Annotated in this window: 16 protein-coding genes and 1 tRNA gene; 12 read left to right on the forward strand and 5 right to left on the reverse strand. The window is 31.3% G+C overall.

Annotated features, from left to right (window positions below; all coding sequences use genetic code 11):
* Positions 1-116 precede the first annotated feature (116 nt).
* Positions 117-191: transfer RNA gene (locus IF125_RS13205), tRNA-Val, on the reverse strand.
* A 125-nt stretch (positions 192-316) separates the two neighbouring features.
* A complete protein-coding gene (locus IF125_RS13210; protein ID WP_171622364.1) occupies positions 317-1,210 on the reverse strand; it encodes a lysylphosphatidylglycerol synthase transmembrane domain-containing protein in 894 nt (297 codons plus the stop codon).
* A 121-nt stretch (positions 1,211-1,331) separates the two neighbouring features.
* On the opposite strand from IF125_RS13210, the gene IF125_RS13215 reads away from it, so the two are divergent.
* Genes IF125_RS13215 through IF125_RS13230 form a run of 4 tightly spaced genes read left to right on the forward strand, consistent with a single transcriptional unit; the run spans position 1,332 to position 4,464 of the window.
* A complete protein-coding gene (locus IF125_RS13215; RefSeq protein WP_171622365.1) occupies positions 1,332-2,132 on the forward strand; it encodes an SDR family NAD(P)-dependent oxidoreductase in 801 nt (266 codons plus the stop codon).
* 2 nt (positions 2,133-2,134) lie between these two features.
* Positions 2,135-2,587, forward strand: coding sequence for a GNAT family N-acetyltransferase (locus IF125_RS13220; RefSeq protein WP_225542801.1), 453 nt, complete (start codon positions 2,135-2,137; stop codon positions 2,585-2,587).
* The gene (locus tag IF125_RS13225; protein WP_225542802.1) at positions 2,584-3,525 is read left to right on the forward strand and encodes an SGNH/GDSL hydrolase family protein; all 942 of its coding nucleotides are present in this window, start codon (positions 2,584-2,586) and stop codon (positions 3,523-3,525) included. The genes IF125_RS13220 and IF125_RS13225 overlap by 4 nt, the downstream gene beginning before the upstream one ends.
* Positions 3,526-4,464 (forward strand): hypothetical protein, encoded by a 939-nt coding sequence (locus IF125_RS13230; RefSeq protein WP_225542803.1) that lies wholly within the window; start codon positions 3,526-3,528, stop codon positions 4,462-4,464.
* Between the two features lie 400 nt (positions 4,465-4,864).
* Here IF125_RS13230 and IF125_RS13235 read toward each other — a convergent pair whose 3' ends face one another.
* The 3 genes from IF125_RS13235 to IF125_RS13245 are packed head-to-tail and all read right to left on the reverse strand — an operon-like array spanning position 4,865 to position 8,368.
* A complete protein-coding gene (locus IF125_RS13235) occupies positions 4,865-5,755 on the reverse strand; it encodes a DMT family transporter (protein WP_171622368.1) in 891 nt (296 codons plus the stop codon).
* A 51-nt stretch (positions 5,756-5,806) separates the two neighbouring features.
* On the reverse strand, positions 5,807-6,361 hold the full coding sequence (locus IF125_RS13240) for a DNA-3-methyladenine glycosylase I (RefSeq protein ID WP_225542804.1): 555 nt from the start codon (positions 6,359-6,361) through the stop codon (positions 5,807-5,809).
* 3 nt (positions 6,362-6,364) lie between these two features.
* Complete coding sequence (locus IF125_RS13245; protein WP_225542805.1) at positions 6,365-8,368, reverse strand: thioredoxin domain-containing protein; 2,004 nt, start codon at positions 8,366-8,368, stop codon at positions 6,365-6,367.
* Between the two features lie 76 nt (positions 8,369-8,444).
* Here IF125_RS13245 and putP point away from each other — a divergent pair, with 76 nt between their 5' ends.
* The 8 genes from putP (at position 8,445) to IF125_RS13285 (ending at position 17,884) form a co-directional block, all read left to right on the forward strand.
* Positions 8,445-9,959, forward strand: a complete 1,515-nt coding sequence (gene putP, locus IF125_RS13250; RefSeq protein ID WP_225542806.1) for a sodium/proline symporter PutP — start codon at positions 8,445-8,447, stop codon at positions 9,957-9,959.
* Entirely contained in the window at positions 9,949-10,326 is a 378-nt protein-coding gene (locus IF125_RS13255) for a DUF2750 domain-containing protein (RefSeq protein ID WP_171622372.1), read from the forward strand. The genes putP and IF125_RS13255 overlap by 11 nt, the downstream gene beginning before the upstream one ends.
* 161 nt (positions 10,327-10,487) lie before the next feature.
* On the forward strand, positions 10,488-12,272 hold the full coding sequence (gene mutL, locus IF125_RS13260) for a DNA mismatch repair endonuclease MutL (RefSeq protein ID WP_225542807.1): 1,785 nt from the start codon (positions 10,488-10,490) through the stop codon (positions 12,270-12,272).
* Positions 12,273-12,276: 4 nt separating this feature from the next.
* Positions 12,277-13,017 (forward strand): rhomboid family intramembrane serine protease, encoded by a 741-nt coding sequence (locus IF125_RS13265; protein WP_171622374.1) that lies wholly within the window; start codon positions 12,277-12,279, stop codon positions 13,015-13,017.
* A gap of 3 nt (positions 13,018-13,020) precedes the next feature.
* Positions 13,021-13,908 (forward strand): rhomboid family protein, encoded by an 888-nt coding sequence (locus tag IF125_RS13270; protein WP_225542808.1) that lies wholly within the window; start codon positions 13,021-13,023, stop codon positions 13,906-13,908.
* 1 nt (position 13,909) lies between these two features.
* Positions 13,910-14,950, forward strand: a complete 1,041-nt coding sequence (locus IF125_RS13275) for an endonuclease/exonuclease/phosphatase family protein (protein ID WP_225542809.1) — start codon at positions 13,910-13,912, stop codon at positions 14,948-14,950.
* Between the two features lie 32 nt (positions 14,951-14,982).
* Positions 14,983-16,512 (forward strand): helicase HerA-like domain-containing protein, encoded by a 1,530-nt coding sequence (locus tag IF125_RS13280; protein ID WP_225542810.1) that lies wholly within the window; start codon positions 14,983-14,985, stop codon positions 16,510-16,512.
* 4 nt (positions 16,513-16,516) lie between these two features.
* Positions 16,517-17,884 (forward strand): exonuclease domain-containing protein, encoded by a 1,368-nt coding sequence (locus IF125_RS13285; protein ID WP_188319067.1) that lies wholly within the window; start codon positions 16,517-16,519, stop codon positions 17,882-17,884.
* Positions 17,885-17,993 lie beyond the last annotated feature (109 nt).

Raw genomic sequence — 17,993 nt, forward strand, 5'->3', positions numbered from 1 at the left:
TGGATTCGAACCAGTGACCCCCTGCTTGTAAGGCAGGTGCTCTGAACCAGCTGAGCTAAGAGACCTAAGGTTCATTTTAAGATTTTTTTTGAATAGACTTCTTATTGTCTAAAAAGTGGTCCCTACTGGATTCGAACCAGTGACCCCCTGCTTGTAAGGCAGGTGCTCTGAACCAGCTGAGCTAAGAGACCTTCGTAATTGGATTGCAAATATAGGGCTGTTTTTGAATAATCCAAATAGTTAAAATGAAAAATTTAAAATAAAATTCACACTTTTATCATAACTCTTTTCATTTCAAATAAATAATTTTAAGATTTTAAAAAGAAATTTTCGTCTTTTTCTTTTTCTCCTCTATTTTGACTCCTTTAAACAAGTAAATAATCCCAATAAATGAAATTGAAATGGTGATAATAGAGAAAATAAATGCTGCACTTGTTGCTAAAGTTTCATCGAAATGAAATCGCTGAGCTGCGTACATAAACACTGCTTCTCTAATTCCGAAACCACTAAACGAAATAATCGATAAAATTCCTGATATTAAAAAAATCAATAAATAAATACTGAAATTCTCGGGATGAATATTCAATCCTTCCAAAACAAAATACAACATACCAACTTGTATCAGTTGTAAAACAATAGAATAAATCATCGAGTTGTAAAAAGTACGTTTATGGATAGGGAAAATTAAACCTAAAATAAAAGGAACAGTAATAAAACCAATCAGAGAAATGGCTAAAGAACCATATTGTATCCATGGATAATCTGTTAGATTAGATAAGAAAACTAAAAATACAATAATGAGTAACATTGCTGAAAGTCCAATAATTTTATCGAGAAAAACAGCTTGAGAAATTTTCTTTAAACTAATTTTATAATTTTTATTTAAAACATAAACTTTGTACGCATCGCCGCCAATTCCACCCGGAACAAAAGTGTTGTAAAACATTCCTAAAAAATACAAGCGTGCGTTTGATTTATAAGATAAATCAAGATGGATATCTCGAAAATAATAATCTAATCGAAAGACAGATAAGGCTTGTGAAATAACGTACAGAATTACGGCAATAAAAATATAAATCCAATTGGCATTTTTGTAATGGCTAAAAATATCGAAGATATGTAGTTTTACAAAAAATATATAATAGATTAAAGCAATACTAATTGTAAGTTTAATTCCTGTAATGATGTATTTTTTAGTTTTCGGATTCAATTGAATTCTTTTGAAAATTGACGTACAAATTTAGAGAATCTTCTATTAATCCTTCAAAAAAATATTTATCTACAAATATTTAGTTGATATTATGTAGTTTTGCGGTTAAATTAATCGAATCATGCAATCAAAAGTTATTGTAATTACGGGCTCTTCTTCGGGTGTGGGATTGACTTTGGCCAATTATTTTCACGATAAAGGTCATCAAGTTTATGGTTTATCAAGAACGGCTAAAGGTCAAGAAAAATTCAAGCACATTGCAACAGATGTAACCGATAAAGAAAATGTAAAACGTAGTTTTCAGCAGATTTATTTGGAGACAAATCATCACATTGATGTATTGATTAACAATGCAGGAATTGGAATGTTAGGTGCTGTGGAAGATGCTTCGAAAGCAGATATCGAAAAATTGTTGGCTGTAAATGTGTATGGATCAATTTATACGATGCAAGAAGTTTTGCCAATTATGCGCGATCAAAAAAGTGGTTATATTCTGAATGTATCATCGATTGCGAGTAACAATGGATTGCCTTTTAGAGGTTATTATTCAGCTTCAAAAGCGATGATAGATCGGTTGATAGAATCAGCTCGTTTAGAAAATCGTCATACTGGAGTAGAAATTACAACACTAAATTTTGGTGATATCAAAACCAATATTGCTGAAAGTCGTGTCAAAACATTTGTGTCAAAATTTTATCAAAAAAGATATGATGCGATGGTAGCAGATATTGATCACGAAGTACAAGATGGTACACCAACAGAAGATTTGATTCCAATTATTGAAAATATTATGGCTCAAAAGAATTTGAAACCACATTATTATATTGGTAAATCGATGCAAAAATTTTCGGTTACGTTGAAAAATATTTTGCCCCAAAAAATGTTCGAAAATATTATCGCAAAATATTCAAAATTAGATTAAGGATGGATGAAATTATTTGGCATTTTAAATCGTTTGAAGAATTAACTTCAAAAGAGCTATATAAAATAATTCAATTACGAAACGACGTTTTTGTGATCGAACAAGATTGTATTTACCAAGATTGTGATGGTAAAGATTTGGTATGTGGGCATCTTTGGGCAACGATTGATAATGAAATTGCAGCTTATTCTCGCATTGTTCCTCAAGGAATTTCATACGAAAACGAACCGTCTATTGGTCGTGTAATTACAAATCCGAAATTTCGTCGTTATGGTTTGGGAAAACAATTAATGAAAAATTCTGTTCAAGTAATCGAAAATCAATTTAAAACATCTTCAATTCGTATTTCTGCACAATCTTATTTGAAAGATTTTTATTCAACTTTTGGCTTCAAACAAGTGTCGGAAGAATATTTAGAAGACGATATTCCACATATCGAAATGTTAAGAAAATGAAATTTCTAAAAAGGATATTATTAGGAGTATTAATCATTTATGTTTTAGCATTAATGATAGATGTTTTTATTTCAAAATCATTTTTAAGAAGTAGCTTGTTTGAAGGAGAACTAAATACTTGGAATGATATTTATAATAAAAAAATAGATGAAGACTTAGTTATTTATGGATCTTCTAGGAGTTACGTTCATTTAAATCCGATAATATTAGACAAAGAGTTAAAATTAAATTCTTATAATTTAGGATTTAATGGTCAAAAGATAGAATTACAAAAATTTAGGCATGATGAACTTATTAGCATTGGAAGTCATCCTAAAAATGTAATTATTAATTTAGACATTACTTCTCTTGAAAAAGCAAGAGTCTTTAATCCAGAACAATTTATTCCATTGATGTTATATCGAAAAAGTATATATGATATTGTCGGAAAGGAGTTAGAATTTAATTATTTTGATTTGTATTTTCCAATGATAAGATATAGAAAATTTAAATATCAAAAAGTTGATGTATTAAAAGAGCTTTATAAAATTTATTTTTATTCAAATTATCATAATAACGGTAGAGTGAAAGGTTTTAGAGGAATGAATTATTCTTGGAAGGAGGGATTGTATAAACCTAATTTTATAGAAGTTGATTCTTTGAGAAAACAAGATTTATTTCTAATAATAGAGGATTTGCAAAAATTGAATACAAGTGTGATTTTAATAAATTCACCAGAATATATAGCTCAGATAGAAAGTCAAATTAATCGAAATGAAGTTATAAAGTTATATAAATCTATATCAGAAAAATATAATATTCCTTTTATTGATTATTCAAATGATTCGATGAATTATCAAAAAAATCTATTTTATAATTCTAATCATTTAAATGCAAAAGGAGCAAATATTTTTACAAGAAAATTGGCAGAAGATGTTAAACAATATTTGAAATATTAAATGAAATTTTTAAAATACTTTTTTACTGTCATATTTTCAGTTTTCATTGTATTGGTTTTGGTTGATGTGTATTATTCAAATCAACTCAAAAAGATGGCGTTGTTCAGTGGTGAAGTACAAGAATGGAACCGTGTGAATCAAGGGGATATAGACGTGGATTTAGCTGTTTTTGGTTCTTCACGTGCAATGATTCATATCAATCCTCAAATTTTGGAAGATTCATTGGGAGTGAAAACACATAATTTAGGGTTGAACGGAAGTAAATTCAAGATGCAATATTATCGTTTCTTGAAGTATTTGGATAAAAATCCTCATCCTCAGACCATTGTTTGGAATTTGGATACGTTTTCATTTTCGCACATTGATGAAGTTTTTCAACCGAATCAATACGTGCCTTTTATGTTATGGAATTACAAATTATATGCGTACCTAAAAGAATATGAAAATGCCGATTGGAAAGATTATGTGATTCCTTTTTACCGATACGAAGACCAAAAGTATTGGAAAGATGAAATTCAAAAAGCAGCAAAAGAAAAAGTGGACAAAAATGGAGATTTTCGTTTAAAAGGTTTTAAATCCTATAACCGAAAATGGAATGTCAATTGGGCGAATTTAAAAGCAAAAGATGCGGAATTTGATGCCGAAGTGTATCCTTTGTTAGAAGAATTGATCCAACGTTGTCAACAAGAAAATATTCAATTGATTTTTACGATTGCGCCAGAATTTTACAAAGGGCAAGGGTATATGTTGAACCGCGATGAAATTGTAGGGCGTTACCAAAAAACCTTACAGAAATATGATTTGCCTTTATTGGATTATTCGGATGATTCGATCAGTTATCAACAAAAATGGTTTTACAATACCACCCATTTAAACGATAAAGGGGCGGATGAGTTTACCAGAATATTAGCAACAGCTTTAAAACCTTATATGCGATAGGTGTACTATATAATTAACATATTCAAAAAGCCACTGTTGGAACAAAGTTCCAGTAGTGGCTTTTTGTATGGGATACCTGAAAGAAGAAAGGAAGGATTCGGAATTTTTAGCGAAAAATCGTATTTTTAAATCCGTAATTTCAACCCCTCTTTAGGCCACTTTATTTTCTTTCACGGTCATTGTTCAGTATCGGTTCTATGACGCTTCTATGCCGCCTTTATGCTACCTCTATGCTGCCTTTGTACCGCCTCAACTTCGCCTCAACTTCGCCTCAACCAGGAGGACTCTCTTATCTTTCTTCGGTGATGCTCTTGTCTTGCTTTAAGTAAAGTTCTCCTATGAAATGAATGTGCATAAAAAATCCTCATTTCAATAAATGAGGATTGATCGTATAGTACTGTTAAATGGTTTCGATTTGTTTTTTGTCTGGTTTCTGCGTCAAATACACACCCGATAATATCATAGCAAAGCCAAATAAATGCATGAATGTGATTTGTTCTCCAACTAAAAATCCCCAAAAAACAGAAACAATCGGCATCAAATAGGTGACCATTGAGGAGAACATCGAGCCAGTGGCTTGGATTAATTTGTAGAATAAAATCATTGCTAATGCAGTCCCAATTAAGCCTAATATGGCGACATAACCCAAACTTTCTAATTGTTGAGGAGTACCAACAAAGTCAGTGAAAAATCCGGATAAAAATAAGATTACAATAGAAGGTAATAACCAGATTGTAAATAATGCTGATGACAATTGGAATGATGGTACATCGTTTAAATAGCGAGTTAAAATCAAACTATTTAGTCCATACAAAGCAGTTGCTAATACAATTAATAAACAATGTAATAAACTGTTTTCACCTGAAAAACCATCTCCACCAATTAATAGAACAGCTCCTAAAAAACCGATCAACGCACCAATTATTTGATTTTTAGTTCCTTTTATGTTAAAAAATAAAGCGCCAAATAACAAGATAAATAATGGAACCAACGAATCTAAAATTCCAGCCATCGAGCTTGAAACGTGCGTTTGAGCCATTGGGAATAAAAACATTGGAATAAAATTTCCACAAAAACCAGCTAATGCAACATATTTTAATTTGTTTTTTGGAATCTTAAATAAACTTGGAATTCCCCAAATGGCTAAAATTCCTCCTGCGATAGATAGACGTAAGGCGCCTACTTGATAGGGTGTGTAAGAAACCAATCCTTGTTTGATTAGTATAAAAGAACTTCCCCAAGTTAAAGCTAAAATACCGAGGATAATCCAATATTTTAATTCGATTTTCATGTGCTAAATTTGCGCAAAGATGCGAAAGTTAGCTGTTTTTACAAACATAATTTATTTACAAAAGCAATCGTTGGTATGATCGTTAACCATTCCGGTAGCTTGCATGTGCGCATAAATTGTTGTTGAACCAAAGAATTTAAAACCTCGTTTTTTCAAATCTTTCGCAATTTTGTCCGAAATTTCTGTGGTTGCAGGAACTTCTTTGATTGAGTTCCAATTATTGATAATAGGTTTGTGGTCAACGTAACTCCAAATAAAATCAGAGAACGATCCAAATTCTTTTTGTATTTCGATAAACAACTTTGCATTGTTGATTGCTGCAGAAATTTTTCCTCGATGACGAATAATTCCTTCATTTTGGACTAATTCTTCGATTTTAGTTTCATCAAAATTGGCTACTTTTTTGACATCAAAATTTGCAAATGCTTTTCTAAAGTTTTCACGTTTTTTGAGAATAGTAAACCAACTCAATCCCGCTTGAAAAGATTCGAGAATCAAAAATTCAAATAAAATCTTATCGTCTTTTATAGGTTTTCCCCATTCGTTATCGTGATAATCGATGTAATCTTGGTCTTTATTTACCCAAGCGCAACGTGTTTTTTCCATGGTTTATAAATTTTTATAGGCTTCCTCAATCGAATAAACGGGTAATTGACATGCATAATTTTCGCAAATATGAATGGATGTTTTATTTTCAATCAATCTATTTTTAGTAATCTCTAATTGTTCTGTTTCTGAAGCAACAAAAATCGCATTCGGTACATAACATTGTTGGATTTGTTTCGAATATTCTTGAGCTTCATTACCAACGATAACAATTTCTTTGAACGGATAACTGAAATTTAAATACAACTGAATCCAATTTGCAAAACCAGTTGGATAATCGTGAATTTTTTCATCAATATTCGTTAACATTTGCTTGGCTTGTTCGATGTATTTTTCTTCATTCAAAATTTTTCCTAATTTGAATAAATTAGTTGCCATGACAGAATTTGAAGAAGAAATAACATTATCATAAATTTCGAATGTTTCGTTCACCAAAGGTGTGTCATAATGCGACTTGTAAGCAAACATTTTATTTTTGTGATTGTAAAATTGATTAAATGTTTCCTCTGTTAATGTTTGAGCGGTTTCCAAATATTTTATCTCGGATGTGATTTCAAAAAGCTTAATTAATGCTTCAATCATCAACGCATAATCATCTAAAAATCCTGGAATTGTCGTTTGTTTATCTTTATAATTTCGGAATAATGTTTCGTTTTTCCATTGATTTTCTAAAATAAAATGAATTGCGTTTTCGGCTAAATCAAGATATTCAGGAATTTCAAAAGTGAGATAAGCGTCACACAAACCTTTTATAGTTAAAGCATTCCAAGAGGTCAATACTTTTTCGTCGCGATGAGGTTTTATGCGTTTTTCTCGAATAGGATTTAAGATTTTTTTCCATTTTGAAACTTTGGTTTGAAGATCTTCGACTGAAATATTCTGTTTCGTAGCAAAATCTTCGTCATCCGTTAATCGCATCAAAATATTATTGCCATGTTCCCATTCGCCAAATTCGTCTATGTTATAATAGTTCTTAAATAAATCAAAATCTTCTTTTAAAATCAGTTTCAATTCATGCGATTTCCAAACATAATATTTTCCTTCTTCACCTTCAGAATCAGCGTCAATTGCAGCATAAAAAACATTTTCTGGCGAAAGCATTTCATCTTTTAGCCAATTGATGGTTTCTTTTACTATATTTTCGTATTCTTTTTCGTTGAAAACTCGATAAGCATTTGAGTATAGAGAAAGCAGTTGTCCATTGTCGTAAAGCATTTTTTCGAAATGTGGAACTTTCCAATACGGATCGACTGAATATCGCGAAAAACCTCCTTTCAATTGATCGTAAATTCCTCCAAAAGCCATTCTGTCTAATGTTATTTTGGTTTGAATTAAACAGTTTTCGTTTTTAGTTTGAATTCCATAACGTAATATAGTCTCCCAAGCATTTGGTAACATAAATTTTGGTGCACGATTAAAACCGCCCCATTCGTCATCAAATTGTTGTTTCCAAAATTCGAATGTTTCGTCGATTTTTTCTTTCGAAAAATTTTGTTTAGATTTCAATTCAATCGTTTCCATTTTGTGTAAACCATCAGCAATAGAGTTGACATATTCCATTGTTTTGGGATAATTTTCATGATACAAATGATTAATATTTTCTAATAATTCGATCCATTGAACTTTCGGAAAATAAGTGCCACCATAAAAAGGTCGTCCATCTGGAAGTGCAAAAACATTTAGTGGCCAACCTCCCGATTGATGAATTAATTGCGAAACATTCATATACAAAGCGTCTAAATCTGGACGTTCTTCACGGTCGATTTTAATGCATACAAAATACTTGTTCATTAATTTAGCGACTGTTTCGTCTTCAAAAGATTGGTGTTCCATGACGTGACACCAATGACAAGCTGAATAACCAATTGAAATAAGAAGAGGTTTGTTGATTTCTTGTGCATGATTCAAAACTTTGTCGCTCCAACTTTGCCACCAAACAGGATTGTTTTCATGCTGTTTTAAATAAGGGCTTGTTGCATTTTTGAGGTTATTTTGTTGAAAATTCATCCTTAATTATTTAGAAATTTAAAGTTCGTTTATTTTTTGTGGATGAAAAATTATATTTTCGATAAAAATTAAACACATGAACTTTTACGAGTATATTTCTATAGGTGTATATATGGCTTTGATGATTGGAATTGGAATTTATTCTTACCGAAAGTCGACAAGCAATTCTGAAGAATTTTTGATTGGAGGACGGAAAATGGGAGCTGCTGTTACGGCACTTTCTGCAGGTGCTGCTGATATGAGTGGTTGGTTGCTGATGGGAGTTCCTGGAGCAATGTATTTCACAGGTTTATCGAGTGCATGGATTGCAATAGGTTTAACAATTGGTGCTTTTCTTAATTATGTTTTTGTTGCGCCACGCCTTAGAGTTTATACTGAAGTTGCCAATAATTCGATTACAATTCCTGTCTATTTCGAAAATAGGTTCAAGGATAAAACACGTTTATTACGTATTGTTTCATCTATTTTTATTTTGGTGTTTTTTACTTTGTATACATCTGCTGGAATGGTTTCTGGAGGGAAATTGTTTGAATCTGCTTTTCATATGGATTATATGACAGGAATTTGGATGACAAGTTTTGTTGTTGTTCTGTATACTTTTTTGGGTGGATTTTTGGCTGTTAGTTTAACAGATTTTATTCAAGGAACAATTATGGTGTTGGCTTTGGTTATTGTGCCAATAGTTGCTATTGCTGAAATTGGTGGAGTAGAAGAAACTTTTTCATTAATTAATACGAAAGGTGATAATTATTTAGATCTATTTGAAGGGACAACTACTATTGGGATTTTATCTTTGATGGCTTGGGGTTTAGGTTATTGTGGTCAACCACATATTCTTGTTCGCTTTATGGCAATTGGTAAAGTGTCAGATATTCCGAAAGCAAGAAATATTGGAATAACATGGATGATCTTTACTGTTGGTGGAGCATTATTAGTAGGTTTGGTTGGAATTGCTTATTTGATGAAGTTTGATCAATCAACGATGCAACTTTTTGATGGTTCTAAAACTGATGCAGAAACAGTGTTCATCTATTTTTCGCGTGTATTATTCCATCCATTGATCGGAGGATTCTTATTGTCAGCAATTTTAGCTGCTGTAATGAGTACCATTTCTTCTCAGCTTTTAGTTACATCAAGTTCGTTAACAGAAGATATTTACAAAGCATTTTTAAATAAAAAAGCAACATCTAAACAATTGTTAATTGCAAGCCGTTTATCAGTTTTAATCGTAGCAGTAATCGCAGTTTTATTGTCTTTAACACCTAATGATTCGATTTTGAACTTAGTTGGAAATGCTTGGGCAGGATTTGGATCAGCTTTTGGACCGTTAATTGTTTTCTCTCTTTTTTGGAAAAAAACAACATGGCAAGGTGCTTTAGCGGGTATGTTAACTGGAGGAATCGTAGTCTTAGCTTGGGTTTATATACAGCATGATTACAAAGATTGGTACGAAATGATTCCAGGTTTTTTATCTTCAACGGCGATGATTTATATTGTCTCATTGCTTACGCAACAACCTAATCAAGAAATTGATCAAGATTTTGATGAGATGAAAGCTATTTTAGATAAAGAATTGAAAAATGCATCCTAAAAAAATAGAAAATATTTTAAAATTAAATCCTTTTGAACGTTATCAATATTTTATTAGAAAAATAGCTGATTGGGAAAAGACGTATACATTAGTTTTTCCAAATGGAGATCATGCTATTTCTACAATTGATGATAAAACTTTATTTCCCTTATGGTCAGAAATTGAGTTTGCAGAAATTTGTAGAATAGATGATTGGAGCGATTGCGAAGTTTTAGAGATTGATTTCAATAGATTAGAAGAAATTATAAATTTTATTAGAGAAAATGATTTTTTAATCAATGTTTTTCCAACGAATAAAACAGGTTTTGTAGTTACTTTAGATGAGTTTATAAGAGATTTAAAAGAAGAATTAAAAAATTACGAATAATAGATTTCTTAACAAAAAACTTAAATTCCAAAACTCAAAAGGCTTAGAAATGTTGATAAGTTTCACTTTGTTTATATGGGTAGAAAAGGGAGATTTGTTTGTATATTTGTAAAGTTTGATTAAAAAAAATAGTCAAAATTAAATCAATTTTAAACGAAAAGATGAACGATATTATCCAATTATTGCCAGATCATGTAGCTAATCAAATTGCCGCCGGAGAAGTTGTGCAACGGCCAGCTTCGGTGATAAAAGAGTTGATTGAAAATGCAGTGGATTCTGGTGCAACTTCTATTCAGGTAATTGTAAAAGATGCGGGTAGAAGCTTGATCCAAGTGATTGATAATGGTTCGGGAATGAGTGTGACAGATGTTCGTATGGCTTTTGAACGTCACGCAACGTCGAAAATCAGAAAGACGGAAGATATTTACAATATTCATACAAAAGGTTTTCGCGGAGAAGCTTTAGCTTCAATTGCTGCTGTTGCGCAAGTAGAAACGAAAACGCGTCGTGATGAGGAAGAGGTAGGTTCGCAATTGGTGATAGAAGGAGGAGAAGTTCGAAGTCAAGATCCAGTTGTTTGTCCTGTCGGAACTTCTATTGCGGTCAAAAATCTTTTTTATAACGTGCCTGCTCGTCGTAATTTCTTGAAATCAAATCAGGTTGAGTTTCGTCATATTCAAGATGAATTTCAACGCGTTTCGATGGCACACGAAAATATTAGTTTCTTTTTACATCACAATGATGCAGAGATTTATCATCTAAAAGCGGGGAATTTAAAACAACGAATTACTCAGATTTTTGGAAAGAAATTAAGTGCTCAAATTATTTCGGTTGAAGAAGATACTGAAATTGTAAGAGTAAAAGGTTTTGTAGGAAAACCAGATGCTGCGAAGAAATCACGCGGAGAGCAATTTTTCTTTGTCAACAATCGTTTTATTCGAAGTGGATATTTACACAATGCTATTGTAGATGCTTTCGAAAGTTTGTTGCCAACAGGATATAGTCCGTCTTATTTTTTGTATTTAGAACTTGATCCTTCAAAAATTGATATCAATATCCATCCTACAAAAACAGAAATCAAATTTGAAGACGAAGCATTGATATACACAATTCTAAGAGCTGCTGTAAAACATGCTTTGGGACAGTTTAATGTCATTCCTTCGTTGGATTTTGAACAAGATCCAAACTGGGCATTTATTCCTTCTGCAACAGAAAATACAGAAATTAAAATGCCAGAAATTACAGTTGATTCAAGTTTTAATCCATTTGAACATCAACAAACAAGATCGCCAAAGCCATCTGATATTAGAGCGAATATGGATTTTTATAAAGATGCGGTTGAGTTAGAAATAGAGAATAATCATGCACATCAATTATTCGAATCTGAAGATTTTCAGGATAGTTTTGATGTGATACAATGGATGAACCAATATTTGATAGTAGAATATCGTGGTGAATTGTTGATTATTGATCAACATCGTGCGCATCAAAAAATATTGTTCGAGAAATTTATTCATTCAAATAACGGAAGTGCTTTGGTTCAACAAATGCTTTTTCCGATAGAATTGGAGCTTTCGCCAAATGATCGTCAGAAATTAATCAACGTAGAACATCAATTGTTAAGTTTTGGTTTTGACATTTCGTTAGACGAAGAAACCATTCAGATTAACGCAATTCCTGTTGATGTTCAGCAAGAAGATGTCGTGTCTATTTTTATGGATTTTATAGAAGAGTTGGAATACCAAGAATCAATCGAATTAGAAAATACGTTTGCGAAAATTTTAGCGAAGAATGCCGCCGTTAAAAAGGGTGTAGCGTTAAAATCTGAGCAAATGCAAACTTTGGTAGAAGAATTGCTAAGACTACCTAATCCAAATTATACACCATACGGACGCCCTATTTTTGTGCAAATGAATACGGCAGATATTAAAAAAACATTACAATAACTAAATGAGACAATCTATACCACCGATAACAAAGAATTTACTGATTATTAATGGGTTATTCTTTTTAGCGACTTTTGTTTTTAACGCAAAAGGAATTGATTTACGCGTAATTTTAGGGGCATTTTATCCAGAATCTCCTAACTTCAATTTTTGGCAAATCTTAACGCATATGTTTATGCATGCCGATTTTACGCATATATTGTTTAATATGTTTGCATTATGGATGTTTGGTTCGGTAGTGGAACAAACTTTTGGTCCTAAAAAGTTTATAACCTTATATTTATTAGCTGGTTTAGGAGGTTTTATTTTATTTAATTTGGTAAATTATTTCCAAGTTGAGCAATTAAAAGAAATAATCCAATCGCAAGGAATAGGTTTGGGACAAATTTATGATGCAGCTAAATTATCAATGCAAGGCGCATATCATACCAACGCAGTTATTCAAAGTAGTCAATCTGCGTCAAGTATTTTAACCTATTTTGTTACACCAATGGTTGGTGCTTCAGGAGCAATTTATGGCTTATTGTTAGCATTTGCGGTGTTGTATCCAAACGAAAAGTTGATGTTAATCTTTTTTCCAGTTCCAATAAAAGCAAAATATTTTATTCCAATTATGGTATTAATTGAGTTTTATATGGGATACCAGAATATCGGAAATGTAGCACATTTTGCCCATTTAGGAGGAGGTTTAATAGGTTTCTTATTGGCAAGAAAATGGAAAAAGAATCTTTATAGATGGAATTAAACTATGACAAATAATATCTTAGACGATTTAAAACTAAAATATTCTTCAGGAAATAGTGCAACAAAGTTAATTTATATCAATGTTGTGGTGTTTTTTACGTTACTGATTGTAGATTTCATTCTTCGTACTGTAGCGAATTCAATTATTAACACAACTGATTTGTTTGCATTGTCATCTTTTGATGATTTATTGACAAAACCATGGCAAATTTTCAGCTATTCTTGGTTGCATGGAAATCTTTTCCATTTGATTATGAATATGGTTTTGTTGTACTTCGTAGGCCAAATGTTTTTACAACAATTTCAGAATAGAAACTTAGTGACGTTTTATATTTTTGGAGGAATAACTGGAGGTATATTCTTTTTATTGTTTCAAAATATATTCAATTATTCACATTTATTAGTTGGTGCTTCTGCAGCTGTTTATGCCGTTTTTTTTGGGATGATTTCCTACAACCCAAAAATGCCTGTTCGTTTGCTACTTATTCCAACTTCGTTTCCATTGTTGTATGTAGGCTACTTTTTTATTGCTTTTGATGTATATAATATTATAGCAAATCAGAATGCTGGTGGAAGTATTTCGCATTTGGGTGGTGCGATTTTTGGTTATCTTTATATGAAACAATTTGAGAAAGGAAATGATTTTTTAGGTAACTTTATTATCAAAATAGAACAATTGTTTCAAAAGAAAGACAAATCAACATTTAAAATATATAAAAATACTTCTTCAACTTCAACTCGAACAAATGTTCCGAAAGATGACTACGATTTTAATCATCAAAAAGTTGAAAAACAAAAGAAAATTGATGTAATTTTAGATAAAATTTCGCGATCAGGATACGAAAGTTTATCTAAAGAAGAAAAAGACTTTCTATTTAAAGAAGGTAGATAAAATGAGTGTAATCAGTAAGTTTAAACTAAATTATTTCAATCGTTTAGTACTAACAATAAATATTGTTTTTTTGTTGGTAGCTTATTGTGTTTATTTAAATAAAGTTTTTACACCTTCAGAAATACCTTATTTTAATTTTATCTCAATTGGTTTTCCAATTTTATTTGCATTCGGAACTATTTTTTTAGCTTATTGGTTATTATTTAGTTGGCGACATTTTCTATTGATTTTAATTCTTTCAGCTGGATTGTTTTATCCAATTTATTTATCTTACCCCATTGTACAATTCAATAAAATAGAAGCTAAAAAAGCCGATTTAACAGTTTTGACATACAATGCTCATGGTTTTAAGGATGAAGGAACGAAAGAACTTTTGATTAAAAATAAAGCGGACATTATGTTGCTTCAGGAGGCAAGAGAAGCTCAACAAAAGAGTTTGAAAAATAATGAGTTTAAAGATTATTATTCAGAATTTTATGGATTGTTAACGATTTATAGTAAATATCCAATTATCCAAACAAAAATAATAGAAACCGAAAATAGCGAAGATTTTAATGGACTTGCGGCATACGCAGATATTGATCTCGGAACCGATACAATTCGAGTAATCAATGTTTATTTGGAGCCCATGTACATCGATAAAACGATGGTAAAAGATATTATTCAATCAGAAGATTCGAAAACAGCTGAAATTTCGAGCAGAAAGGTCGAATTGAAATTGGTAAAAGGAATGCAAAAGCATCAAAAGCAGTTGGAAGCAATTATCCCGTATATCAAATCATCTCGTCATCCCGTTATTTTGGGAACAGACCTTAATGCTACGCCTATTTCGTATGAATACGAAAAATTAAAAAATTACCTTCACGATTCATTTATAGCGGTAGGAAAAGGAGATGCTACAACTTTTCATGGATTTAAATTTCCAATTAGAATTGATTATTTATTTCATTCAAAAGAATTTACAGCTATTGAGGCAAATGTTATTCGTAAAAAATTTTCGGATCATTATCCTGTTGTTGTAAAATATAAATTTGCAGAATAATTTTTCCTATATTTATTTAATAATCAATCAAAATGAACCAAAAAGAAAGCTTTATTCAGGAAATTCAAAAACGTTATTCCTATAAGAATGATAAAATAATATTAGGCAAAGCCAGATTAGATGGAGAAATTGTAGAAGAAGCTGAAATTTCAGTGGCATTAAAAACAATGAATCGTCATGGATTGATTGGAGGTGCAACCGGAACAGGAAAAACTAAATCTTTGCAAATTATCGCCGAACAACTTTCTTTAAAAGGGGTTCCGACTTTATTGATGGATATTAAAGGAGATTTGTCGGGAATTGGAGCAGCAGCAAATACGGAAGATAAACATGCGCAAGAAAGAATGCAAGCGCTCGATTTACCTTATAATCCGCAAGGGTCAGCAGTGGAATTTTTGTCTATTTCTGATGAGCGAGGAGTTAAACTTCGTGCAACTGTAACTGATTTTGGTCCAATTTTATTCAGTAAAATTTTAGAATTAAATGAGACACAAGAAAGTATAATCTCAATTATATTTAAGTATTGTGAAGATCGAAATTTACCATTGATTGATTTGGAAGATATTCGACGCGTTTTACAATATGTAACAGATTCAGCTGAAGGTAAAGCAGAATTAAATTCTAATTATGGAACAATTGCGCCTGCTTCATTAGGAGCTATTTTACGTAAAATTGTTGCATTAGAACAACAAGGTGCAACAAAATTCTTCGGAGAACCAAGTTTTGATGTTCAAGATTTATTGAAAACAAAAGATGGTAAAGGAATCGTAAATATTATTCGTTTGATTGATATTCAAAATCAACCCAATTTATTTTCCACTTTTATGCTAAGTTTGTTGAATAAAATTTTTTCTCAATTTCCTGAATCTGGAGATGCTGATCAACCTAAATTGGTTATTTTTATTGATGAAGCGCATTTGATTTTTAAAGAAGCAACGAAAGCTTTATTAAATCAAATAGAAACCATGGTAAAATTAATTCGTTCTAAAGGTGTTGGGTTATATTTTGTAACTCAAGTTCCTGGAGATGTTCCTGATGCAGTTTTGAGTCAATTAGGGCTTAAAATTCAACATGCATTAAGAGGTTTTACAGCAAAAGATCGTAAAGAAATTACGAAAGCAATCGAAAATTATCCAACGACAACTTATTATAAGGCAAATGAGGTAATCACACAATTAGGAATTGGAGAAGCTTTTGTGACTGCTTTAGATGAAAAAGGGATTCCAACACCATTAGCATATACTTATATGCGCGCACCAAATTCGAGAATGGATGTGTTGACTTCTGATGAAATAAATACGATTGTAGCAAACTCAGATTTAGTTAATAAGTATGCGAAGAATATCAACCGTGAATCGGCTAATGAGATATTATCACAAAAATTAGAACAACAAAAAAATAGTGAACAAACAAGTAGTAAAAAAACTCCTTCAAAAAGAGTTCCACAAGAAAAAGATTGGACAGATAATCCTGTTATACGTGACGTAAGTCGTACAGCAACTCGAAAATTGATGGATTGGGGGATGAAAATGTTAACTGATTTTTTAAAAGGAAAAAAATAAGCAAGTGTACGCGATTTTAGATATAGAGGCGACTGGCGGAAAAGTAGGAGAAGAGTCAATCATTGAGATTGCTGTGTATAAATATGATGGAAAAGAAATTGTTGATCAATTTATTTCATTAGTTAATCCCGAAAAAAAGATTGACAAATTTGTACAAAAATTAACTCAAATTACCGATAAAATGGTGTTAACTGCACCAAAGTTTCATGAAGTAGCTAAGAGGATAGTTGAAATTACAGATGATTGTATTTTAGTTGGACATAATGTGATGTTTGATTATAGAATGTTGAAACAGGAGTTTGAACGATTAGGCTATAATTATGAAAAAGAATGGATTGATACTTTTGAATACAGTGAGAAATTAATCCCAAATTTACCATCATATTCTTTGGGTAAATTGTGTCAATCCTTAGGTATTGTGGTAACAGATCGCCATCGCGCTTCTGGAGATGCAAGAGCAACGATAACGTTATTCAAAATGCTTTTAGATAAAGATTCTGAAAAAATTATCACAAAGAAAACAGGTTTAAAACAACCTAAAAAAGCAAGTTCTAAATATCAGAAATTGTTAGAAAATCTACCGAATACGATAGGTGTTTTTTACATGTACAATAGTAGAAAACAGTTAATTTATATTAGTAGAAGTAATAATATCGCACGATCTATCAATCAAATTTTTACATCAAAAACCTTAAAAGCAAATAAATTAAAACGTTATACTCGCTCGATTAAATTTGAAGAAACTGGAAGCGGATTTTTAGCCGCTATAAAAGAGAATAATGAGGTTTTGACTAACCAACCAATGTATAATCTTAAACTAGTTGGAAATAAAGTATATCCGTATGGGTTGTATTATTTAGAATCGAAAAGAGGTTATTCACGTTTAGAAATAGGAAAAGTTAGAAAAGTAGAGCCTGTTTTAAAATTTAAGACGAAAGAACGTGCCAAAGAGGTTTTAGAAAAAATTGTTAATGATTACAATCTTTGTCAACAAGTAAATGAGGGAATAAAATCTGATGAATCTTGTTTTCAGTACAAAGTGAATAAATGTAATGGAGCTTGTATAAAGGAGGAATCTCGAGATGATTACAATAAAAGAATCAAGGATTTTATTCAAACGACAGAGTATCCTTCGGATACATTTTTAATCATTGATAAAGGTCGAAGTGGGATAGAGAAGTCATTTTATTTAATCGAAAATAAGGAATTTAAAGGATATGGCTATTACGAGTATCATCATCAGATAAAATCGCTTGAAAAGATACATAACATATTGATTCTAATTCAAGAAACAGATGAAATCAAGAATATGCTAAAATATTTTCTGTACAAGGTTTCGTCTAATCCAAGCCAAATTGTAATATTAAATTAAATTATTAGAAATAAAAAAAGGTCAGTGTAAAATACACTGCCCCCAAAAAGTTAGACACTTTTGGGGGCATTTTTTATGACAAGAAAAGTAAAATATGGTGTAGCATTTA

Source organism: Empedobacter stercoris (assembly GCF_020281205.1).
Taxonomy (GTDB): Bacteria; Bacteroidota; Bacteroidia; order Flavobacteriales; family Weeksellaceae; genus Empedobacter; species Empedobacter stercoris.